Consider the following 16694-nt stretch of genomic DNA (forward strand, 5'->3'; position numbering starts at 1 on the left):
TATGTTAATGGCAGGTGTTGATGTTGGGTTCGGATTTACCAAGGCTACAGACGGTGAATCCTATACCCTGTTCAAATCTATCGTCGGCGAACCTCAACCGCGGTCAATGGAGGACAATTTTTTCTCCAGTGAAGCGATACCGGGGCTGCATTTGACATTGGATGACCGCTCCTACTTTGTTGGAGAACTGGCCGAATCGGAGTCAAGGGTACGGCAATTTACCCTGGACCAGGCTCAAATGGTTACCCAGCAATTCAAGATCCTTGCCCTCGCCGCACTTGCCAAGATAGTGCCCAGCCGGGTACCAGTCAACGTGATCACCGGGTTACCGGTGGGATATTACATGGAGTACAAGGACAAGCTGGCCCAGGTTCTGGAGGGTGAGCACAAGCTCCTGATCCATGACAGCTCCCAGGGGAATGAAACCGAAACCGTTCTTAACATCAGCCATGCCAGGGTGATACCCCAGCCCTACGGGAGCCTCGTAGATTATCTGTTTCGGGATGACGGGACTGTACTCAGAGCGGATGCTGCGCGGCAGAAGATAGGGGTGGTCGATATTGGTTTCAAAACAACTGATTTTACCGTTTGCAAGGATTTCAGGCATTCCGAGCGCGGCAGCAGGACCACCGATACAGGCATTGCCAAAGCGTTCACTTACATCTCCGAGGCGCTCAACGACATGAGCGGTGTCAATGTGGAGATCTACCGTCTGTACGATGCAGTCCGTGAGGGCAGTATCAAGATCAGGGGCGCTGAATATGATCTTTCCAAGGTTAAAGGCGAAGTTTTCGGCAGGTTGGCGACGGCTGTGGCCAGCGATATGGAGAGGGTCTGGACCGATGATTGGGATCTGGATCTTGTTCTCCTGGCCGGTGGGGGCGGAGAGGCACTCTTCGAATACCTGAAACCCCTGGTACGTGGCGAACTGGCACTACTCAAGACAAAGGATGATCCACGGATGTCGAACGTTTCGGGGTATGTAAAATACGGTCGTTACTATTATGATGGAAGCGTGGTGAAGGAGGCCTGATGAGAGGCAAGAGTTTCCTTTTTCTGGCGATACTTCTGGCGCTGGTAGCGGTCCTGGCACAGTTCTGGCCTTTTGACCGCACCCCGCCAGAGGTCCAGATTCAGCCTGCACCGGGTAAATACCACGAGAAGATCCAGGTCACGCTCACCACGGAACCGGACGCTGAACTGTTCATCGCCACTGGTGACGGGCAGCCCATGCCCTATTTTGTCCCCCTTCAGCTCAAGAAGGATACGGTTATCCGATACTTCGCGAAGGATCGATACGGCAACCTGTCTACCGAGAGTATTGCCAGATATGAGGTTCGTCTTGATACGGTTCCCCCTGTAAGCACTGCCTCCCCCAGGGGCGGAAAATATTTCCACCCTGTTTCCGTCAGGATAAATACTGAAGATGGAGGAGTGGTCCATTACACCACGGACGGGTCAAAACCCACCCGCCAATCCCAGACTTACCTGAACCCCGTAGCCATGAGGAAGGATACCACTATCAGGTTCTTCGCGGTGGACGAGGCGGGGAATGCAGAAGATGTGCACAAAGAGGTCTACACCGTAAGGGTTGACAGCACCAAACCGGTCACTCTGGCTGAACCGTCCGGCGGTCTATTCAGGCAGCCGGTTTTGGTTAACCTTTCAGCAGAAAAAAATACCACAGTTTACTACACTGTTGACGGCAGTCGGCCCACGACGAAGTCCCCCCGGTACTCCACCCCCATCAAGTTCGTCAGAAGCGGAGTCCTGAGGTTTTTCGCTGTGGACGAAGTGGGCAACAAGGAGAGCGTCAGAGAGGAAAGCTATGTTGTTGATTCACAGCCGCCAACTGTGAAAGCGGATCCCGCGGCAGCTGCCTTTGCCGGTCCTGTTAAAGTTGTTCTCATATCCAGTGAACAGGGGACTATTCGATACGAACTCGATGGCGGTGAGGCAAGTCTGTCATCGCCTGTGTATAAAGGCCCTCTGAATATTTCCAGGACAACAACCCTGTCCTTCCTCGCTGAGGATAAAGCTGGCAATAAAAGCCCTGTCATAAAGAATGAATATATCATTGATACAGTACCTCCACAGGCCGTTCCCAGGCCGCCGGGGGGTAAATATTCCGGCAGGATCCGTGTAAAGATCGAATCATCGGAACCCGCCGACATTTTTTACACAGTAGACGGTTCGACCCCATCAGGGGACTCTTCCCCATACAAAGGTCCCATCACCATAAACAACAACACGACTTTGTCCTATTTTGCTGTGGACAAGGTTGGCAACAGAAGCGCTGGACAAAGTCAGCGATACATCCTCGACAGCAGCCCTCCAAAAACCAGGGCCGAGCCGCCAGGGGGAACCTTCTCGGGCGAGATTACTGTGAGCCTTCTAGGTGAGGAAGACTCCGTGGTGCGCTATACACTGGACGGGATCTCCCCCACCGAGGCTTCACCTGTTTACAAAACCCCTGTCCGCCTGGTCAAGGACGCCCAGCTTAAATTTTACGGCACCGATATATCAGGGAACAGGGAAGAGGTTCAGGTCGAAAAATACACCTTTGATACAACCCCCCCCTCCACCAGGGTCGAGCCTTCGCCCGGATATTACAGCAAGCCGATCAGTGTGACCCTCTCCTCGGAAATGAGCGGTCAGATATTTGTGCGCAGGGCCGAACAAAAGGGTTTTGTCGTGTATACAGGGCCCTTCGTCATTGAGAAGACGGAAAAACTTTCCTTCTACGCCATGGATGATGCAGGGAACAAAGAGGCCTCCCAGGTGGCCGAATATATAATAGACACTGATGCGCCCCAGACGGTGCCGTATCCGGCCCCCGGTCAGTACAACCCTCCCATTACTCTTGAACTGAAATCAGAGCAAAACGCCCGGATCCATTACACCCTCGATGGTTCTCAACCATCGGAAATGTCTCCGGTTTACAATGCGCCCCTGTCCCTGAATGACAACATCACCGTAAAATATTTCGCGGTGGACAAGGCAGGGAACCGGGAGCGGACAAAAACCGCTGCATATACTGTATCGAGTGGTATCTGGCGCGATAACTCCAACGGTGTGTTTATCCATCCCAGTGTGATCGAAGGTGATTTCCTTTGGGTCGGTGGTGAGGAAGGGCTTTTCAGGGTCAATATAGAAACCAAGAAGAAGAAAAATTATACAACCTCCAACGGGCTCATAAGCAACTCGGTGCGCGCCATAGCTGTTGACAGGCTGGGTTTCAAATGGATAGGCACCGACAAGGGTATATCCCAGTTCGATGGAGATCGAAACTGGGTAACCTACGATTACAGTGACGGCCTGCCGAGCAACTTCATCAACTGTGTTGTCATAGATCCTCTGGACAACATCTGGTTCGGTACCGATAAGGGACTGGCGATATTTGACCGCAAGAAGTTTACGGTCAGGACCACAGAACAGGGCCTGCCCGACAACAACGTGACATCCCTGGCCATTGATGCCAACGGTGTGTTCTGGATCGGGACCTCGAAGGGGCTCCTGAGACAGGACGGAAAAAAACAGCGGGTGTTCACGACATCCCAGGGGCTGCCTTCAGATCGGATCCTTTCGGTAGCGGTAGACGGCAGATGGAATGTCTGGGCCGGTACTGAAGGTAAGGGAGTAGCCAGGTACGACGGCGGGAAATGGTTGCAATATACTGATTCACAGGGAATGCCCCGGATCTCGATCAGGGTGATCGTGGTTGACCTTGCTGACAGCAAATGGTTTGGGACTGACGCAGGTGTTTATAAATATGATGGAAGGCTGTTCACTCGGTCGGAGACGGAAATATATAGATAAGAGGCCGTGACTAGTGACTGGTAATGAGTGATTAGTAAATTCTTTTTCCAATCACAAATAACCAGTCACCAATTACGGAGGTAACTTATGAAATTAGCTTGCTCCAACTGCCAGACGAATTATCAGATTGCGGATGAAAAGATCCCGGTCAAGGGTGCGCGGGCCAACTGCCAAAACTGCGGCCAGCTCATTCTTATCCCCGGGAGGGGCAGTGAAGGCAGGTCCAGCAGCTTTCTTCCCGGAGCAACAGATGTGGATTTCGGACAGACAATGGCATACGATTTTTCCGAAGTGGACCAGAGCCGGACAGAGATCTCCGCATTCCTTGAGAAAATTTCCGAACGTGAACCGTTCATGGAGGAAGGGCTGGTCCTTTCCCTGAGGGATATTCAGACCGGGGAGGAGTATGCCCTGCCCGGGGCAGAGGTGACCGTTGGCCGACGCGGGGCCAGTATAAACGTGGATGATCCGGAGGTTTCCAGGAGTCACTGCCTCATCAAGGTGTTTGGCGACCGTATTGTCATTCTGGATCTCGAGAGCACCAACGGTACATACGTCCATGGCAAGAAAGTAATGACTGCCAGCCTGGGAGTCTCTGAACAGTTCAGCATAGGTAACACAATAGTTGAACTGGTGAAAAAACAGGTGGATTGAGGTGACGGGGCCTACCTCATGAAGACAGACGCAAAGACTGACAGAAACCTCCTGGACAGAAGTGGAATCCTTCCTCCGGGATTCTCCCATGAGGTTGCCTCTTTTGGTCGCAGCTCTGGACCTTTCACTTTTTCTCTTCGCTGGAAGGTTTCTATCTCCTTCTCCGTCCTTTTATTCATGGTCGTCGGTCTCCTGTTCTTTGCCTTTATGCGGTACGAACGGATATTCCTCCAAAAGGAAGGGGAGAAAAGAGCTTACTCACTTGCTCTAAACCTTGCCGTAAATGCGCGGGATCCTCTTCTGGCGCAGGACGATCTCAGACTTGGTCCCGTTACAGAATCCATTAGCCAGGACAGTGATGTTTTATACGCCTTCCTCATGGATCATCAGTCCCGTGTTCTCTATCACTCAGATCCCGTTAAAACGGGGAAGCTGCTGCCTCAGGGTGTTCCCATGTCTGAAAAAGGGGTTATCCAGGCATCGGTACCTGTAGTGGTGGAGGGTGTCCAGGTTGGTACCGCAGTGGTTGGCCTGAGTGAGAATCATATCAGAAAAGCGGTTGAGGCCACAGCAATCGGCCTGATCTTTCCCTTGAGCGTAGGGACGGGGTTAGGCCTGCTCGGCATTTTTTTCCTGACGGGGGTGCATATCAACAGAGTGGAGCTACTTGAAAAGGCAGTGCAGGCCCTGGGATCGGGCAACCTCCAGGTGAGGGTGGACGATCGGAGCATGGATGAGGTTGGCCGATTATCAAGGGGATTTAACGAAATGGTTAGCCAGCTTCATATGGCCAGAAAGCTGGTAGAGAAAAACTTTAAAGAAACTATCAGCGCTCTGGCTGAAGCGGTTGAGGCTAAGGACGCATACACACGTGGTCATTGCGATCGAGTTGCCAGGATCTCTATGGCCATAGCGAAACGGGCTGGTTTGGAAACCGCGCGCTGCATGGAACTGGAGCTTGCAGCTATCCTGCACGACATTGGAAAAATCGGTGTTGAAGAAGGTGTGGTTGGAAAGCTTGGGGCGCTTAACCAGGACGAAACGAGGGACATGAGAAATCACCCCGAGATCGGAGCAAGGATCCTCAGCCCCCTGTCCTCCCTCAAGAGAGTCGGTTCTTATGTTAAGCATCACCATGAACATTACGACGGGACAGGGTACCCGGACCGGCTTAAGCGTGAAAAAATACCTCTCCCATCACGGATAATCCTGCTTGCAGATGCATTTGATGCCATGACAACGGACCGGCCCTACAGGGACGCTCTGACAAGAAAAGAGGCCTTTCAGAGAATAAACCTGGGCCGTGGCAGACAGTTCGATCCCCGGATCGTAGATATCTTCTTTGCACTGGCCGATGAGGGGTATGTTGATGCGGTCTATGGGGATGTTCCAGAGGAGGCCCAATCATCAAACGCTTGACAGTTGCCCTTCTCGCGATGCTGTGGATCAGCTCAGCAGGTTGCGCTCTGGTGGAAAAGGGAGCAGGGCGAAGGTCGGAATGTTCCCGGATCGTTGGTCTTGCCCGCTCCGGTGACCATAAACCGGCTGTGGATGCTGCCCTGGCGTTGGAAGAATCAGGGAAGAGCTGCTCTCCTGATGTCGTGGAGGCGGTATCCCGATCCCGATCAAAACTCCAGAAAGCCGATTTTTACGTTCACAAAGCCCTGAAGATGAGAAAAGAAGGGGACCTTTTATCCGCTCGCGCTGATCTTAAGAGGGCACTTTCGATCTATCCGAGGTACTACTGGGTTCAGACCCTGATAAAGAACGTTGACAGGTCCATACAGGCGGAGCTCGACAGCCTGTGGAATGAGGCAAGCTATTTGAAATCAAGAGGGGATCCGGAAGGGGCCCTGTCAAGAATCCAGGAAGCCCTGACCCTTTCTCCCGGGGATCAGAAGCTAAAGTCAGAAGCGGCCGCATTACCGGAGATGATTAAAAAGGCCCAGGCAGACTTGAACGTTAATAATGTTCTGGATGAAGCGAGGACCTATCTTGAAGAGGGCCGGTTCGATGAAGCCCAGGAGCTTCTGACAAAAGGTGATTTGCCAGGGCGACTGGGCACCAGAGGAGAGGATCTGCTCTCTGAGGTTATCAGTGGTCGTAACGAGGTAATTAAACAGAAATTCGACGATGCCCTGGATAAGGAAAAAGAAGGGGATCTGGATGCTGCGGCCGGGCACACTCTCGATGTCCTTGGACTGTCGGTGTTAGGAGAACAGTTTACGGCTGATATTGTGATATTTGCAAGACTCCTGGGGATGAAGTTTTATTCCGCGGGGGAGCTTTCCAGGGCTAAAGAACTCTGGGCCAAAGCTCTCATTGTCGATCCGGGGAACCTCAAGCTCCAAGGCTATCTCAAGGAAGTTGAGACCCGCCTGGATAACCTGGATCGTATTAAAAAAGGAGGGGCCGAAAACGTTGGTAAATGAGCTTGAAAAGTTTATCTGCTCGGCTCGCGATGTCCTTTATTCCTACGGGAGAGACTATGCCCTCGGGGCGGTTCGTGGTCTGGCGGTACGGAACATGATCTCCGTTGTTCTTCCGGATCCAGTAGAGGGTTTCTATCCCATCGTCAAGGTTCACGAGATGGCTCTGAGGGATCTGGAAGAGGTGTTTTACAATTATATCCAATCGGTGGAAGGGTCAGATAGCAGAGAGGAACTTATCCTGGAACTGATTGACCAGAAGGTGTGGGAGTGAGGGAACATTCCGAATGATCAACAACCCGTCGCCAAAGCGCAACATCTATCTACTGGGAAGGGGTCGGCTCAAGGTCCGGTACCTTCTGCTGATCCTCATGGGGTTTGTTGTTCTGTGCGTCAGCAGGCCGTATAACCCTCCAAAGGAAGGGCCTGGAGAGCCTGCGGTACTGGAGGTTCCGGTAGAGTCCGGCATCCTGATACAGGAAGCAGTTCTTTTACCTCCGCCGGTCACTGTGGAGGAAATTTCAGTTCGACGTGGAGATACCCTTTACGACATTCTCAAGGCAAAAGGGTTGTCGGATAACCGAATAATCGCCATTTCCGATGAGAAAGTCGATGGTATCAACCCCTCCCGGTTGGTTGTGGGGAGGAGCTACCGGTTGTATGTCCAGGATGGCCAGGTCACAGAATACCAGTATGAACCGGACGACGAGAGGATCCTGCGGATTGCTTTTGATGTTGATCCCCCAGTACTAAGTGTGGAACCAATCCCCTATGAGGTTTTCACCGCCCCCATTTCGGGTGATATCAGGGACTCTCTTTTTGAAGCGGTGGAAGCGATAAATGAAAAACCGTCCCTTGCCATGGATCTGGCTGATCTTTTCGCCTGGCAGGTGGATTTTTTCAGGGATCTGAGGACCGGAGATTCCTTTACGGTCCTGGTTGATAAGTATTACCGTGACGGGAAGTTTGTCCGATACGGGAAAATTCTGGTTGCCCGCTTTGTAAACAACGGAAGCACGCATACCGCTTTTCTCTTCACACCGGAAGGCGGGAGAGAGGATTATTTCGATGAAACCGGCGGGAGTCTCAGAAAACAGTTTCTCAAGTCCCCACTCAGGTTCCGACGTATCAGCTCGGGGTTTTCCAAAAAAAGGCTTCACCCGGTGACGGGAAAAGTGATGGCTCACTTCGGGATCGATTACGCAGCTCCCACGGGTACTCCTATCGTGTCCATCGGTGACGGGAAGGTTCTGTTTAAAAAACATGATGCCGTCAACGGGAGGATCATAAAGATCAGACACAATGGCACCTATTCCTCAGCCTACGCCCACATGAACAGCTTTGCCAAGGGGATCGACAAGGGCAGCCGGATCCGCCAGGGACAGGTCATCGGGTATGTGGGGAGGTCGGGGAGAGCCACCGGACCCCATCTCCATTTCGCTATGTACAGGAACGGCAATTACGTTGACCCGCGGCGTATCAATGTACCCAGAGCAACCAGTATTCCTGACCGGGACCGTACTGCATTCGATGAAAAGATCAAGGAGATCGCACCTCTGCTGGGTGGTGACCCTGGGGAACAGGTTGCAACGAATGAGGTTCCAACCCATGCCCAACGTTAAACAGATCCTGGCTTTCGACAAGGAGAATCTGCTTGATATCCTCCACTATCTCGCCAAAGAGATAGCCGAGGTTACCGATCGGCCAGAGGTCAGGCTCTACATCGAGGACATGCGGGGCGGGGCCCTTAACTGTCTTTACACTCCTGAAGGAGAGTTGGAGAGGAAAGGAGCCCGGATCCCGATCCAGAGGCGGGATAACACCCTGGTCAAGTCCTATCTCGAGTCCAAAATACTGGATGGTATCGTCCTTGGGGCCGGCACCGATGACCTTCATAGGGAATGGTATGCCAGGAAAAAACTGGTCAGTTCGGCTATCTTCCCTCTTCTTGACGCCGGTCGTTCCGTAGGTGTCCTGAGCGTGGATTCATCCCGCGATTTCGGGGAGGTTCTCACCAATCGTCAACGGGAAGAGATTCGCCTGTTTTTAGGCATCATCATGCCCACCCTGGCCAGGGCCCACCGTTTTAACCAGAAGATGATGCTCAACAGACACCTGGACCGCCTGAGAAAAAGAGACGCGGCCAGGGTCCTGCTGCAGGGGGGGTTCGAAATGGATCTCTCTTTGGATATCTCTTCAGTTCTGGTCTCGGCTGTATCACCAATCCCGGAAGTGCTCAGGAGTGAGCACGGGGGTTATATGGAGGTGCTGGCGGCAGCATCTAAAAGTTCCTCAGATCTGCAGATCTACGAGACCCTTGAAAGGATCAGCATCGAGGAGGGCAAGAGTCTGCTGTCGAGGCTTGTCATGCAGGATGGGGACCGGATAATAAGGCGAGAGGGGACTGCATCAGTTCTGTTTTTAAAGGACATCCTCACTGAGGAGTTCGAACGATGGGAAGTATTCAATAAACTGGCCCTTAAAACCCTCCTCATGATCCCCGTGGAAGATGAGAATGGGGAAGTAATCTGCGTAGTGAACTATTTTACCAAGCGTCCCCACCGGTATTCGGAATCTGAAATCAAGCTCCTGACTGGTCACGCTCGTACCTTGAGTGAAGGTATAAGCGATGTGGTTGTGGAGCATTTCGAAATAAGGGTTCTTTCTGAGATAGAGCAGCTTCTTGCGGAAGATACCGAACTTCCCGTGTTCCTTGGAAAGGTTGTGTCCCGAGCGGTTGAACTTGCGGGAGCCGATTCCGGATCCCTTGCCCTTGTAAGGGAACGGGATCACCAACGGTGGCTGGTCGTCGAGGACGAGGATGGCCAGATTGTGGGCGCCAGATCCCATGTCTGGAGGAAAGGCAGGATCCCCCTTCTCAGGGTTGGCGGTGAAGAGCTGCCGCCGGAACATCGGTCACTCACCGGTTACGTAGCGTTCACTGGTAAGCCCTACATGTGTGCAGACACGGAGGCGGAGATCGCCCGGGGAGGGTTTTACAGGGACCTGGCCCCGGATATCCGGTCGGAGCTGGCCGTTCCCATCATGACAGGGGATAACGTTATCGGTGTCATCAACCTCGATAGCCACAAGAAAAACTACTTTGGAACGGAGCACCAGGGCATTCTTCAGCTCATTTCCCGCCTCATATCAAGCCGTATAGGCGATTACCTTAAAATAGCTGAATTAAGGGACAAAGTGGAAAGGCTGCACAAGGAAGTTTCCTATAAAGATCCGGGTATCAGTTCCTACCTCCTGGGCAACATTATTGGAAAAAGTCCTTCATCCCTCAGGCTTGTGGAGCGGATCAGTCGTTTGACCGTGCCCCTGACCAACCGGCTGGTAAACTGGAAACGAGGTGGTGAAAAAGAGTTGGACCTGGGTCTGCCCACCCTTCTCATCACCGGGGAAACTGGAGTGGGAAAAGAGTTTGTCTTTAACAACCTGTACAGCCTTATCAACCAGAAGTACCGGGAGGACGGAAGAGTTTCAGGTGAGCTTTCTCTCCGAAAGACAAACATTGCGGCCTTTACCGGAGAACTTACCTACACCGAGTTGTTCGGCCACCGGAGAGGGTCCTACACGGGGGCCCATGCTGACAGGGTGGGCATACTCGAAGAGGCGGATGGTGGTGTCGTATTTCTGGATGAGATAGGGGATGCTGACCTTAAGACCCAGGTCCAGCTTCTTCGCTTTCTGGATTCGGGCGATTTTTCCAGGTTGGGGGAGAGCCGTATGCGCCGGAGCCGGGTCATTTTTGTAGCAGCAACCAACAAGGATCTGGCAAAGGAGATCTCCCGCGGAGCGTTCAGGGAGGACCTTTATCACCGTCTCAGCGAAATGACGCTCCGGGTACCACCACTTCGTGAAAGAAGAGAGGATATCCCGGATCTTGCCAAACACTTCCTCGGTCGGCTTCACGTTACCTACGGTCTGGCAGGAAAGGTTCCCGTTCTCACGGGGGAGGCAGAGGCATACCTCAAGGAACTGGGATATCCCGGCAATATAAGGCAGTTGATAACTGTTCTCCAGGGAGCCCTTTTCGAAAGCTCCGGAAGTATAATAGGCCGGGAGGAGATAGGTCGTTTTCTGGCTCTTGGACGGGAGGAAGAAAAAGAAGATACAGAGGGGTTTGCGGGAATTTATGGTCGTATCCGCCAGGGAGAGGGAGACTTCTGGGACCTGGTGCACGGTCCCTTCATGGAACGGGATCTGACCCGCCAGACAGTGCTTGAAATTTACAGGATGGCCCATGATGATGGTAATGGTGTTAGGGGCGCTGCCAGACTGCTGCGTGCGCTGCCGGAGGGTGGGGTGGGGGAGGAAGCTGCCCTGACTCGATTCAGAAATTTCATGTATAAAACTGTCGGCCTGGGTAAAAAAGAAGAGGGGGGCGGCGTGCGATAACGGGCAATCTGCTGCGTTATCGCCCCTCGGAAATTACTGTACTTTGTGTTTCATTAAACATCGCCTTTATAGCAACCGCGCCCTCCCCCGGATTCTAGCCTTTCTCAGTGTTCTCAGTGAACTCAGTGGTGAAAAACCTCGCCTTGATAGAAACTGTGGTTTTCCCAGGGTTCCCCCGGTTTAACCCCGTGTCACCCTGTGTCCCCTGTGGTAAGTTAGCTTTTACCGTTTCTGTGGCAATCGAACTTTGACAGGGTCGCAAAAAGTCCATTATCGGCTTTTTGCTCCTCGGAAAGGGAAAAGCGTGGTTTTCTCTTTCCTCACAGATCAATGACTTATATCGACAGTCATTGATCTGGGCTCCCCCCTCGGGGCGCGTTGATGACTTTTTGCGAAGTCATCAACTTTTCATTCCGGAATCTGGAATCCTTGTCGCGCCGTAGCTGTTCCTTAGGCGTTAGCGAAGGCGGATGGAATTTGACATCAACCAAAAAGAGGGACAAAGGTATGCTCTACGCGACCCTTATCTTCGCCGTACTGGCGTTGGTGCTCCTGTCCATCGGGTACTTCCGGGGGGAGGGGCAGCACATTACCGGCCTCAGGGCCGGTTTCACGATCCTCATCCAGATCCTGCCCCTGTTGATGCTGGCGTTCATCGTAGCAGGAATGGTGCAGGTGCTCATACCCAAGGAGGTCATCGGTCAGTGGGTGGGAGCCGAATCGGGGTGGAAAGGGATCCTCATCGGTACCGGCGCGGGGGCTCTTACCCCGGGTGGTCCCTTCGTCTCCATGCCCATGGTGGCCGGTTTTTTCAAGGCCGGCGCAGGTTACGGGACCATGGTGGCCTACATCACCGCCTGGTCCCTGCTCTCGGTAGCTCGTCTTCCCATAGAAGTGGGTATTCTGGGATGGCGTTTCACCGTTATCCGCATAGCATGTACATGGTTTATGGCGCCACTCGCCGGGTTCATAGCGAACACGTTCTTCAAGGTCTGAATGGTTCGCTATGGATCTCAGATCTCATATCTCAGATCTCAGAAAAGGCTGAGCACTTTAACGGATTATTCTCCCTTGGTTGTGCCTGGGTTGCGATTTAAGTTTTGAGATCTGAAATTTGAGATTTGAGATTCGCTTTAGTTCATTGTCCCCGTGAACTCAGGTTCCTTTCCTGGAACGGTTATCTCTCCGAAGGTAGCTTCATACTTGTCAATGTTCTCCATGAGCGCCACCGCAAACTGCTTGGCGTGGTTGGGGGATGTGAGGATCCGTGAAACCACCTTTCTTCTGTCTCCTGGCAGGAGCATCATGAAGTCGACGATGAACTCGGTGGGGGAGTGCATAATGGTGGCCGCGTTGGCGTAGCGCCCGGTTTCCTCGGATGGGTCAATGTGAATAACGGCTTTCTTCTCTTCAGACATGGGGTGCCTCCTTTAATGCTCATTCGTAATTCTGCGGGCGTGAGCCCGTAGATGAAAGTACCCGGAGTATTCCTGCACCTGGCGAGGTCAACGAACCAAAGTCAGAGTGCGGAAGACGGAGGGCAAGCGCAGCTTGGCCTTTATGATGCCACGGGCGTGAGCCCGTGGTAGTTCACTTTCAACCGCGTAATCCATTTTTGTACAATTGGGAAGTACTGCATTGGGGGAACGGGTATAATGGGTTAAGTATCCAGTATCCAGTACCCAGTATCTTTGAATCTGGCCGAAGGCCGAAGGACGAAGGAAATAGATGGAGGATGTGGAAAGACAGAAAATTCCTCCTCCCTCCTTCACTGTTCTTCCTCCCGGGGTTCCGACTGCACCTGAGCCGCTCCTCCACATGCAACCCTTATCACCCTATTGCCACCGCTGGATTTGGCGCGGTACATGGATTTATCCGCACAGCGGATGAGACATTCTATGTTTTCGCAGTCAGACAGAAGTGACAGGCCGACGCTAAAGGTCAGAAGCCAGGGGGTCGCTTCCGCCAAGTTGCCAAGGAGTCTGTCCACCGTCTGGACTGCCTGATCCAGGTTGGTCTCCGGCAGTATGATCATGAACTCGTCACCCCCGTACCTGTAGGCACTGTCCACTCCTTCGCGGATGGAATTGCGGATAATTTCGGCAATGCCGGCCAGGGCTTTGTCCCCCTTGAGATGCCCATAGGTGTCGTTAAAACTCTTAAAATTGTCCAGATCCAGAAGGGCAACGGTGAGGTCTTTGAAATTTCTGGAAACCCTGCGGATCTCACTTTTGAGGCTTTCGTAAAGAAACCGCTGATTATAAAGTCCGGTAACGTAATCGGTTCGGGAAAGGGAAACCAGTTCCCTGGCCTGAAAGGCCTGGGCGATGGCACGGTCAAGGTATACTTCGGCATTCCACCGGTCAATATCCTTGGGAAGGGCATCAAAAGCGCCCATCCTGACCAGAGCAGTATCACGGCTGCCGCGCGCTCCATTATGAAAGGCGACGACAGGAACGGAGTTCTGGGTGGATCGGCACTGCTCCAGGAACTGGATGATATCGACCCCGTCCATGTCCGCGTCGATGAGGATGAGGTCCCACTCCTGGTCCCTCAGCTCCACACCTTCGAAAGGTATGGTGTGGATTAATTTGTATTGAACCCGGTTCTCCTTGAGGTGTTTCAGGATGGAGTCTGTGCGCTTACACCACTCAAGGATACACAGAGCCCTTAGCCCTTCGGAGTCGTTTAAATGTTCTGACATAAGTTAGGGGTCCTTAGGTGTTTTGGTCGCCATTGTTACGAAAATGTAATCCAACCGGTTCCAATTAGCAAGCATATCTTTTAGGGAAGGGGGTATAATGGACTTCAGTACCCGGTATTTTTGATCTGGCCGAAGGACGAAGGATGTGGAAAGACAGTAATTTCCTCCTACCGCTCTTTCAACCGGGCTCGGGATCCTGAGCTAACGAAAGTGCGTCGAAGGGCTTCCATATTCCTCCTTCAGGTGCAATTACCATGGCTGAGTTGACACGTGCAAACCCCAGGTGACCGATCAATGGCCAAAATAACGAAGGAAGACCATAAACACACGACACCCCCTCCCGTACGGATCGAAAAGCTTGTTCCAGGGGGCAGCGGTCTAGGCTATATGGATCAAGGTGTCCTGTTCGTTCCCCTCACAGCTCCGGGGGATATTGTCTCTTTGCGGGAGATAAAGAAGCGTCGAGGCGTTCATTTCGCCGAGTTGGATAAACTTGTTGAAAGTTCCGCCCAGCGCAGGGAACCTCCATGTCCGTGGTTCGGGCGGTGTGGCGGGTGTCAGTGGATGCACATGGATTATGGATCCCAGGTCCGCTGGAAAGAGGACATCTTTAAACAGGCCATGAGAGGAATCGCTCACCTTAAAGATCTGCCCTCCATTCGGGTTCATCCATCCCCTGACGAGTTTGAATATCGCTTCCGCGCCCGTTTGCAGATCAAAGGACTTGCTGTCGGGTTCTTCAGGCGGGGTTCCAACAGCATCGTTCCCTGGAATCGATGTATGCTGGTACCCGAAGCTTTAAACTCAACTGTAACGGATCTAAGGCACTGGCTCAGGGACAATGGGACTCACCCGACCCTCCAATCATGTGAAGTTGCCCTGAGTCCCGTAGACGGAAGTATTTCCCTTAACTGGATTATTGACAAATTAAATGGAAATAGTGATACGGCCCGAATGATCATGGATGACATGGAAACTATGGCAATTCGTGGGGAAGTTAACCTGGCAGGCCAGGCTGCCCATGACTCCCGTGGAACAGCGATTGCGGCAAAAGGAGGGAGCCTGCCTCTTGAAGTTGAAAAAATCCGGATATGGGCTTCTCCGGGCACCTTTTTTCAGGTCAATCCGGAGGTTAACAAGGTCCTGGTGAAAAGTGTCCTCACACATCTCCAATCCAGAGACTCAAGTTCTCTGTTGGACCTCTATTGCGGGAACGGTAACTTCAGTCTGCCTGCTGGGGCTGCTGGAATGAAGACCGTTGGTGTGGAAGCCTCTCATGGCGCCTTACTCGACGCCCGGTCAGCATCCGCACCAGACAACCGCTTCATCGAGATGGACACGACGCGCTTTTTGGAAAAGGATTTCGCCCAATCCGATGCCGTAATCGTTGATCCTCCCAGAACAGGACTTCCCCTGGAGGTGGCCAATTTACTGGGCGCTAAACGTTTCCCTTGCCTGATTTATGTTTCCTGCGAACCTTCCACCCTGGCCAGAGACCTTGCCCGTTTGACCGAGGCAGGATACGTTATCAGCGATATAGAACTCTTCGATATGTTTCCCCAGACTTTCCATTCGGAGGCGATGGTTGTGATGAGAGGGTAGGTTGGCGATGCCAGACGACCGCACCGATCCCAGATTTACCTTTTCTCGCAGTGCCGATCGATACCTCATCATAGATAGTATTGTACCTGAAGCGGCGGATAAAGACCGATTCATCAATGAGATAGAGCGGTTGCGCGATCCAAGCCACGTGCGCTCCCATATTCTCCGGCAGTGGCTGAAGTTTCTTGAAAAGACAGGATTGGAGGCGATCTCAGTCCAGTTGTTCGAGCGAACCTATCCTTTTCAGGAGTGGGCCAAGCGTACGGGTCTTGATGAGGATGGGATCAGAGCTCTTGAGGAAAAGTTGCAGCAGGCTTTATCGGAGATCAGGGAAAAGTTCAAGGTGCAGTGGGACGATGAAGGGAAGGTGGATTCCTACACCGATGAGAAGGGGATTTTTCTTCTGAAAAAAGTGAACAGTGAAGCGTGAACAGTCCCGCCATTGGCGGGATTCACTATTCACGTTTCACTCGTCTATTAAGGAGAGCCCATGTGTCGATATAAACAGTACCTTACCCTTACCCTTTTACCTTTAGCCTTTTTTCTGGTTTTTTCCGGCTGTGAAAAAACGATTGAGGAAGACGTGATAAAGCCTATCGAGATGATGGTCGGGCAAAAGAGTGCTGCCGCGAACCAGGTGGCGGTTTCCAATGTGAATAACGTGAGGGCGGCCCTGATGAGATACCCAGCTCTTTCACCCTCCAATGAGTATCCGGGTGATATGGATCTTTACGATTACAGTACGCTAAGGGCTATCCTGGCCAACGCGAACCTCCCAGCAGACATGACTGAACTAATGTGGGACCCTGCCTACGGCATTATTTACCGGTCGGACGGATCCACGTTCACCTTCGAGGTCAGAGCCTTGTCGGGGGACAGGGAGACTATTACGGCCACGGTAAATGGAGTAACTAAGAACTAGAACGCAGCACGCAGAAGAAGATCAAGATCAAAATATCTGGAAATTAAGAATTCAGGTTTTAAAAATAAACAAGCCGGGCGTTAAATGCCCGACTTGTTTATTCTGATTGCTATTTTCTATTAACCAGATTTCATTTTAGTCAGTTCAACGGGTTCTC

General features: G+C 52.3%; 14 protein-coding genes. 12 read left to right on the forward strand and 2 right to left on the reverse strand.

Annotated elements, in window-relative coordinates; genetic code table 11:
* The first annotated feature begins 1 nt into the window (after position 1).
* From P1S59_05025 to P1S59_05065, 9 genes are all read left to right on the forward strand, one after another.
* A complete protein-coding gene (locus tag P1S59_05025) occupies positions 2–1033 on the forward strand; it encodes a ParM/StbA family protein (protein MDF1525617.1) in 1032 nt (343 codons plus the stop codon).
* Complete coding sequence (locus P1S59_05030; GenBank protein MDF1525618.1) at positions 1033–3819, forward strand: chitobiase/beta-hexosaminidase C-terminal domain-containing protein; 2787 nt, start codon at positions 1033–1035, stop codon at positions 3817–3819. The genes P1S59_05025 and P1S59_05030 overlap by 1 nt, the downstream gene beginning before the upstream one ends.
* Before the next feature lie 87 nt (positions 3820–3906).
* Entirely contained in the window at positions 3907–4473 is a 567-nt protein-coding gene (locus P1S59_05035; protein MDF1525619.1) for an FHA domain-containing protein, read from the forward strand.
* Between the two features lie 18 nt (positions 4474–4491).
* A complete protein-coding gene (locus P1S59_05040) occupies positions 4492–5892 on the forward strand; it encodes an HD domain-containing protein (GenBank protein ID MDF1525620.1) in 1401 nt (466 codons plus the stop codon).
* Positions 5893–5942: 50 nt separating this feature from the next.
* Positions 5943–6905 (forward strand): hypothetical protein, encoded by a 963-nt coding sequence (locus P1S59_05045; protein ID MDF1525621.1) that lies wholly within the window; start codon positions 5943–5945, stop codon positions 6903–6905.
* Positions 6895–7176, forward strand: a complete 282-nt coding sequence (locus tag P1S59_05050; protein MDF1525622.1) for a hypothetical protein — start codon at positions 6895–6897, stop codon at positions 7174–7176. The genes P1S59_05045 and P1S59_05050 overlap by 11 nt, the downstream gene beginning before the upstream one ends.
* Positions 7177–7189: 13 nt before the next feature.
* Positions 7190–8524: a peptidoglycan DD-metalloendopeptidase family protein gene (locus P1S59_05055; GenBank protein ID MDF1525623.1), complete on the forward strand. Its 1335-nt coding sequence runs from the start codon at positions 7190–7192 to the stop codon at positions 8522–8524.
* Positions 8511–11309 carry a sigma 54-interacting transcriptional regulator gene (locus tag P1S59_05060; protein MDF1525624.1) on the forward strand — a complete coding sequence of 933 codons (2799 nt, stop codon included), beginning with the start codon at positions 8511–8513 and terminating at the stop codon, positions 11307–11309. The genes P1S59_05055 and P1S59_05060 overlap by 14 nt, the downstream gene beginning before the upstream one ends.
* A 477-nt stretch (positions 11310–11786) precedes the next feature.
* Entirely contained in the window at positions 11787–12305 is a 519-nt protein-coding gene (locus P1S59_05065) for a permease (GenBank protein ID MDF1525625.1), read from the forward strand.
* 137 nt (positions 12306–12442) lie between these two features.
* On the opposite strand, the gene P1S59_05070 is transcribed toward P1S59_05065, so the two are convergent.
* Both P1S59_05070 and P1S59_05075 read right to left on the reverse strand, forming a co-directional pair.
* Positions 12443–12727 (reverse strand): DUF3467 domain-containing protein, encoded by a 285-nt coding sequence (locus P1S59_05070; GenBank protein MDF1525626.1) that lies wholly within the window; start codon positions 12725–12727, stop codon positions 12443–12445.
* Between the two features lie 350 nt (positions 12728–13077).
* The gene (locus P1S59_05075; GenBank protein ID MDF1525627.1) at positions 13078–14013 is read right to left on the reverse strand and encodes a diguanylate cyclase; all 936 of its coding nucleotides are present in this window, start codon (positions 14011–14013) and stop codon (positions 13078–13080) included.
* Positions 14014–14307: 294 nt separating this feature from the next.
* Between P1S59_05075 and rlmD the strand changes: the two genes are divergently transcribed.
* Genes rlmD through P1S59_05090 form a run of 3 tightly spaced genes read left to right on the forward strand, consistent with a single transcriptional unit; the run spans position 14308 to position 16537 of the window.
* Positions 14308–15615, forward strand: coding sequence for a 23S rRNA (uracil(1939)-C(5))-methyltransferase RlmD (gene rlmD / locus P1S59_05080; GenBank protein ID MDF1525628.1), 1308 nt, complete (start codon positions 14308–14310; stop codon positions 15613–15615).
* A 7-nt stretch (positions 15616–15622) separates the two neighbouring features.
* A complete protein-coding gene (locus tag P1S59_05085; protein MDF1525629.1) occupies positions 15623–16045 on the forward strand; it encodes a hypothetical protein in 423 nt (140 codons plus the stop codon).
* Positions 16046–16105: 60 nt separating this feature from the next.
* On the forward strand, positions 16106–16537 hold the full coding sequence (locus P1S59_05090) for a hypothetical protein (GenBank protein ID MDF1525630.1): 432 nt from the start codon (positions 16106–16108) through the stop codon (positions 16535–16537).
* The last annotated feature ends 157 nt before the right edge of the window (positions 16538–16694 follow it).

Source organism: bacterium (assembly GCA_029210965.1).
GTDB lineage: Bacteria > BMS3Abin14 > BMS3Abin14 > BMS3Abin14 > BMS3Abin14 > JALHUC01.